This is a genomic window from Dysgonomonas sp. 521 (assembly GCF_010501055.1).
In the GTDB taxonomy this organism is placed as follows: domain Bacteria; phylum Bacteroidota; class Bacteroidia; order Bacteroidales; family Dysgonomonadaceae; genus Dysgonomonas.
In genome coordinates this window covers 1-4888 of record NZ_QVMO01000154.1, presented here as the reverse complement: position 1 = coordinate 4888, position 4888 = coordinate 1, and the positions used below count along the sequence as shown (strand labels likewise).

Here is a 4888-nt window from a genome sequence, read left to right as displayed (position 1 = left end):
TACGGATTGATTATGAGTGATTTTGAGCAAGTGGAAAAACCCGATTATACCAAATTGAGACATACGGCATACCAACTCGTTGTTGAGCAAGGTAAGGTGGCTTCCATGGAAATCGCTGCCATCATGGCTTAAAAATATAACCGGGCAGCCGTTTTCCGTACTTACCCTATCAAAAACGATCATGTCACCGTTACCGACTTCCAGAAATGGGATTTTATTATGCCATATTTTGTCATACTCATTATTCGGATCGGGGAAACATTTAGCAACCCAGTCCAGATAGTTTTTGTACATTCTATCTAATTGTGAGAAATCCCATAAAATTCCATCACTGCCTCCACAAAAGATAGCTTCGAATGACTCGATCTCGTCATCATCCATATGCCAGTTTAAATCAATACCGGAAGAATATTCACATAATACATGTTTAAAATCGGATGGAAATTCTATATCCAGATTTCTTACTAAAGTTTTTATTTCTTCTAATGCGATAGGGTCTTTAATAACTATTTTACTATAATCCCAGTTTCTAGTCTCTGCAATAGACATTATCCATGACCAGTCTGACTGCCATTTATTCCACAATGTTTTGTTTAGTTCCATGTTATATCTTCTGTTATTTATTAAACTCTAATATTTCGCCTACACCTATCAACTTATCCGCTTCATAAATATACCATTCCCTTCCCACGTTCAGATACCTTTCAATAGGCGAATAACACAGGAATCTTAATCCACCCTTTCAAGGTGGATTTTTATTGTCGTCAGACAATAGCAAGGTATGTTTTGAGTACACTCAAAACCGTTTTAAGTGCCTTAAAACACCTTGCCCACTCCTTTGAAAGTCGGGGGTAATCTTACTCCGAAGTCGTAAGATTTTCAAAAAACAGTATTAATGAATGGTCGTCCTGTGGCGACAAAGCTAATTATCCAAATGTCATATGAATATGAAAAGAAATGAATCAAGAAAAGGTGGGCGAATCCCCAAAAGAGATCCGGCGAAAAATCGCCATGTGTTTTACCTGAACGAAGAAAAAGAAGCCCAGTTCTTATCATTGTTCGAACTGTCGGGAGCAAAGAACAAGGCTCATTTCATCACATCCTGCATTTTCCATAATCCTGTAAAGGTGGTCAAAATAGACAAAGGACTACATGATTATTATATGCGCCTAACTACTTTTTTCGGACAATTCCGGGCAATCGGAGTCAATTATAATCAGGTTGTGAAAGCTCTTAATTCCAATTTTTCGGAGAAAAAAGCACTCGCATTTCTCTATAAACTGGAGAAAGCGACCATTGATTTGGTGGATTTACAGAAAAAGATTGTGGCTCTAACCAACGATTTAAAACAAAAAATCAGTAACGATGGTAGCCAAAATTAGCGCAGGAAATTCATTGTTCGGAGCATTATCTTATAACCACGAAAAGGTTGAACAGGGAGAAGCAAAGGTCCTTTTCGGCAACCGTATTGTTGAAAATATGGATTCCGGATATACCATGCACGATATGATGGTATCTTTCAAACCTTATTTGGATGCCAATAATAGAACTGAAAAGCCTATACTTCATATATCAATCAACCCCCATCCCGATGATAAATTGACAGATGCACAACTGTTGGAGATCGGACAGAAGTATATGGAACACATGGGATATGGCGACCAACCTTATCTTATATATAAGCATGAGGATCTGGATCGGCACCACTTACATATTGTGAGCATCAATGTAGATGAAACAGGTAAGAAAATCAGCAATTCCAATGATTTCTATAAATCGAAAAAGATTACCCGGGCGTTGGAAAAGGAGTATAATCTACTCCCGGCCGAAAGGCAAAAGCAATCGGATAATCTGCCTCTCAAACGAGTAGATTATAAAGGCGGCGATGTAAAAAAACAGGTTTCCGGTGTAGCCAAATCCGTGATGAAGGATTATCGTTTCCAAAGCCTCAACGAATATAAGGCTGTACTTTCAATCTATGGAGTGACAGTGGAAGAAGTAAAAGGAGAAATCAGAGGTAAAACCTATAATGGATTAGTGTATTCTGCTCTGGATAAGAAAGGAGAAAAAATCGGCAATCCGTTCAAAGCATCATTGATTGGGAAAGCAGTCGGTTATGATGCTCTGCAAAAGCGGATTACTTTTTTCAAACAGTCTATGAAGGATAAGGCTATATATAATAAGAGTCGGAATATTATATCTCTACTTCTGGCGAATAAGCCCAACCGAAAGGCTTTTGAGAAAGAGTTGGCTAAGAATGGTATCTTTGTAATATTCCGAGAGAATGATGAAGGTCGTATCTACGGAGCAACGTTTATCGACCATCAAGAAAAGGCTGTATTTAATGGTTCCCGCTTAGGTAAAGAGTTCTCAGCAAATGCGTTTCATAGCTTGTTTAATGAAAATCATAAAGCGGAAGCCAATTATTTATTACATGATAATAATTACTCACAAGAACAAAACAGCGAAATGGAATCTTTAGGTGGATTACTGGATATGGTACAGCATGGAGATAATTACGAAGAAATTGCCTTTACGAATCGGATGAAACGCAAGAAGAAACGTAGAAATCCTAGGTTGTAAAATATTTTCACTTAGTGATTATGCTAAATATCTATTTGTATCTTTATGAGAAAAATATGGAACAAGAATTATTGACCCTTGATGATTTGAATTTTCATGATTGTAATATGTATTCCTTTGGTTTCGATTCAGACAATTATGAATTTCTTTTCGATATAGACTTAATACTACAATGGCATACGGAAAAACCTAAATGGAGATTTTCAGTTTGTCCTGTTACCATAGTATTTAAAAACGTATATGATATCGAGATGGATATTAATTCCAATACCCAGTTGATCATGGATGATATCATAAAATCGAATCCTAGAGTTCCGAAAAATATAGAATATCTTCCGGCTGGCACGTTAGAATATGATTGGTATTTTGATTTAATTGTAGGAGGAGAAATCCGATTTAAATCCATTGGAATGACTATGTATCAACGAAAAGAGCCTATTGTCCAAAGAAGGCAAGCCTTAACATTAGAAGATAGAGGAGGTTTTTCTCTGAATAAAGAAGGTATTATTATTCTTAATGACTTCATGACTTCATGACAGATTGACTTAACGTTATTCTTGGTGCGATGTTTGATATAGATTTACCATGAATGGAAAAATAGAAATCTTGGAAAATGATAAGAATCAACGTATAGATGATTTTTATCTGACTTTTAAAAAGAAACTGGAGGAAATACACACATTTCCTTCTGACTATGTTTTTAAGTTTATTGTATCTGCTGAACAGAGCAATATAGCAAAAGTGCATTCTATTTTTGAAAATGCAAATGCAAGTTTCTCTATGAGGGATAGTAAAAACGGTAAATATTCAAGTATTACGGTTAAAGCTCCTGTAAGTGATGCTGATGATGTTGTAATTTATTACAGGCAGGTAGCAGCCATTGATGGTGTGATGATGCTTTAACTCGAACTACCTAAAATAAGAATCCTCAAACAGATAGTTGTTTGGGGATTTTTCATTTATATAGAATTATCTTATGTCCGAATGTTGACGGTAAATTGTCTCATTTTTAGAACTGTATAGATATTAGTTTTGGACTCAAATTCAAAACTAATAGTATTATGCAACAAGAAGACGATTTAAGAGGGTTAGCCAAAGTCATGGAGTTCATGAGGGCTATCAGTATATTATTTGTAGTAATCCATATTTATTGGTTCTGTTATCAGTCCATACGAGAAACGGGAATTAATATTGGAGTTGTAGATAAAATCCTGCTGAATTTTCAAAATACAGCAGGGTTGTTTTCTAATATACTTTGGACAAAGCTATTTGCCGTAGTATTTCTTGGTCTATCCTGTTTGGGGACAAAAGGAGTAAAAGAAGAAAAAATCACATGGAATAAGATATACATATTTTTGTTCTTTGGCTTTATCTTCTTTTTTCTAAATTGGTGGATACTGACTTTACCTCTTCCATTGATAGCCAATACTGCTATCTATGTATTTACGATAACGACTGGTTATATCCTATTACTAATGGCAGGATTGTGGATGAGCCGGTTATTGAAGAACAACCTGATGGATGATGTCTTCAATCTGGAGAACGAATCCTTTATGCAGGAAACTCGCCTCATTGAGAACGAATATTCGATAAATCTGCCGACCCGCTTCTATTATAAGAAAAAATGGAACAAAGGCTGGATAAACGTTGTCAATCCGTTCCGTGCATCTATTGTGTTAGGAACTCCGGGGAGTGGTAAATCTTATGCAATAGTAAACAACTATATCAAACAACAGATTGCAAAAGGTTTCTCAATGTATATATATGATTATAAGTTCGATGATTTATCAACTATCGCTTATAATGAGTTGCTCAAAAATCTTGACAAATATGAAATCACACCTAAATTCTATGTAATTAATTTTGATAACCCGGCAAAGAGCCACCGATGCAACCCTATTGCTCCCGAATTTATGACGGATATCAGTGATGCATACGAATCAGCTTATACAATAATGCTCAATCTAAATAAAACATGGATTCAGAAGCAGGGGGATTTTTTCGTGGAATCGCCGATTATTCTATTGGCTGCAATAATTTGGTATCTCAAAATATATAAGAATGGAAAGTATTGTACATTTCCTCATGCTATTGAGTTCCTGAATAAAAAGTATGCAGATATATTCCCGATACTGACTTCCTATTCTCAATTGGAAAATTATCTCTCTCCCTTTATGGATGCATGGGAAGGTGGAGCACAAGATCAGCTCCAGGTGCGCCCGTAAGGGTACATAATAAATATAGCTTTGGCAAGCTATTAGGTTCGCGTTCTTTGAAAAAATAACCTATCATCACCCGACTTATC

5 protein-coding genes and 1 pseudogene are annotated in these 4888 nt (G+C 35.9%); 5 read left to right on the top strand and 1 reads right to left on the bottom strand.

The genetic code is table 11. From position 1 onward, the window contains the following. A partial coding sequence (locus D0T84_RS21265; RefSeq protein WP_255495526.1) for an SMI1/KNR4 family protein occupies nucleotides 1-603 on the bottom strand: 603 nt, incomplete at its 3' end. Between the two features lie 344 nt (nucleotides 604-947). Between D0T84_RS21265 and mobA the strand changes: the two genes are divergently transcribed. From mobA to D0T84_RS21240, 5 genes and pseudogenes are all read left to right on the top strand, one after another. Beyond that, nucleotides 948-1382, top strand: a complete 435-nt coding sequence (gene mobA, locus D0T84_RS21260; RefSeq protein WP_221413163.1) for a conjugal transfer protein MobA — start codon at nucleotides 948-950, stop codon at nucleotides 1380-1382. Beyond that, nucleotides 1366-2583 carry a conjugal transfer protein MobB gene (gene mobB, locus D0T84_RS21255; RefSeq protein ID WP_163309938.1) on the top strand — a complete coding sequence of 406 codons (1218 nt, stop codon included), beginning with the start codon at nucleotides 1366-1368 and terminating at the stop codon, nucleotides 2581-2583. The genes mobA and mobB overlap by 17 nt, the downstream gene beginning before the upstream one ends. A 56-nt stretch (nucleotides 2584-2639) precedes the next feature. Further along, complete coding sequence (locus D0T84_RS21250; protein ID WP_163309937.1) at nucleotides 2640-3119, top strand: hypothetical protein; 480 nt, start codon at nucleotides 2640-2642, stop codon at nucleotides 3117-3119. Nucleotides 3120-3168: 49 nt separating this feature from the next. After that, entirely contained in the window at nucleotides 3169-3486 is a 318-nt protein-coding gene (locus D0T84_RS21245) for a DUF493 domain-containing protein (RefSeq protein WP_163309936.1), read from the top strand. Between the two features lie 158 nt (nucleotides 3487-3644). Next, a pseudogene (locus D0T84_RS21240) lies at nucleotides 3645-4796 on the top strand (YWFCY domain-containing protein); the annotation flags it as partial. Between the last annotated feature and the right edge of the window lie 92 nt (nucleotides 4797-4888).

Excerpts from the sequence above, each read along its gene's own strand:
- mobB (WP_163309938.1), top strand. The coding sequence starts at position 1,366 with ATGGTAGCCAAAATTAGCGCAGGAAATTCATTGTTCGGAGCATTATCT.
- D0T84_RS21245 (WP_163309936.1), top strand. The coding sequence starts at position 3,169 with ATGAATGGAAAAATAGAAATCTTGGAAAATGATAAGAATCAACGTATA.
- D0T84_RS21250 (WP_163309937.1), top strand. The coding sequence starts at position 2,640 with ATGGAACAAGAATTATTGACCCTTGATGATTTGAATTTTCATGATTGT.
- mobA (WP_221413163.1), top strand. The coding sequence starts at position 948 with ATGAAAAGAAATGAATCAAGAAAAGGTGGGCGAATCCCCAAAAGAGAT.